Annotated in this window: 1 pseudogene; it reads left to right on the top strand. The window is 75.4% G+C overall.

The features are described 5' to 3' along the window. Positions 1–289, top strand: a pseudogene (locus tag SJ20_RS05080) (ATP-dependent DNA helicase RecG); the annotation flags it as partial.

Below are 289 nucleotides of genomic sequence, written 5' to 3'. Positions count from 1 at the left end.
GGGGCTGCCCTCGGGGCGACAGCCGGTCACCACGCACGTGGCGCGGATGGCCCACGGCCCGCGCGTGATCGGCCGGGTGTGGGAGCTGATCGCCGAGCACGTGGCGGCCGGCCACCAGGCGTTCGTGGTGTGCCCGCGCATCGACCCCGACGACGCCGACCCGGGTCACGCCAACGTGGAGGAGATGACACCCCGGCTGCGGAGTCTCCCGGCGCTGGCGGGGCTGCGGATCGACGCCGTGCACGGGCGCATGGACCAGGCCGAGCAGGACGCGGCGATGCAGGCCTTC

Source organism: Micrococcus sp. MS-ASIII-49, assembly GCF_000946635.1.
GTDB classification, from domain to species: Bacteria; Actinomycetota; Actinomycetes; order Actinomycetales; family Micrococcaceae; genus Micrococcus; species Micrococcus luteus.
The sequence above is the reverse complement of the archived record's forward strand: the minus strand, read 5'-3'. Positions and strand labels throughout refer to the sequence as shown.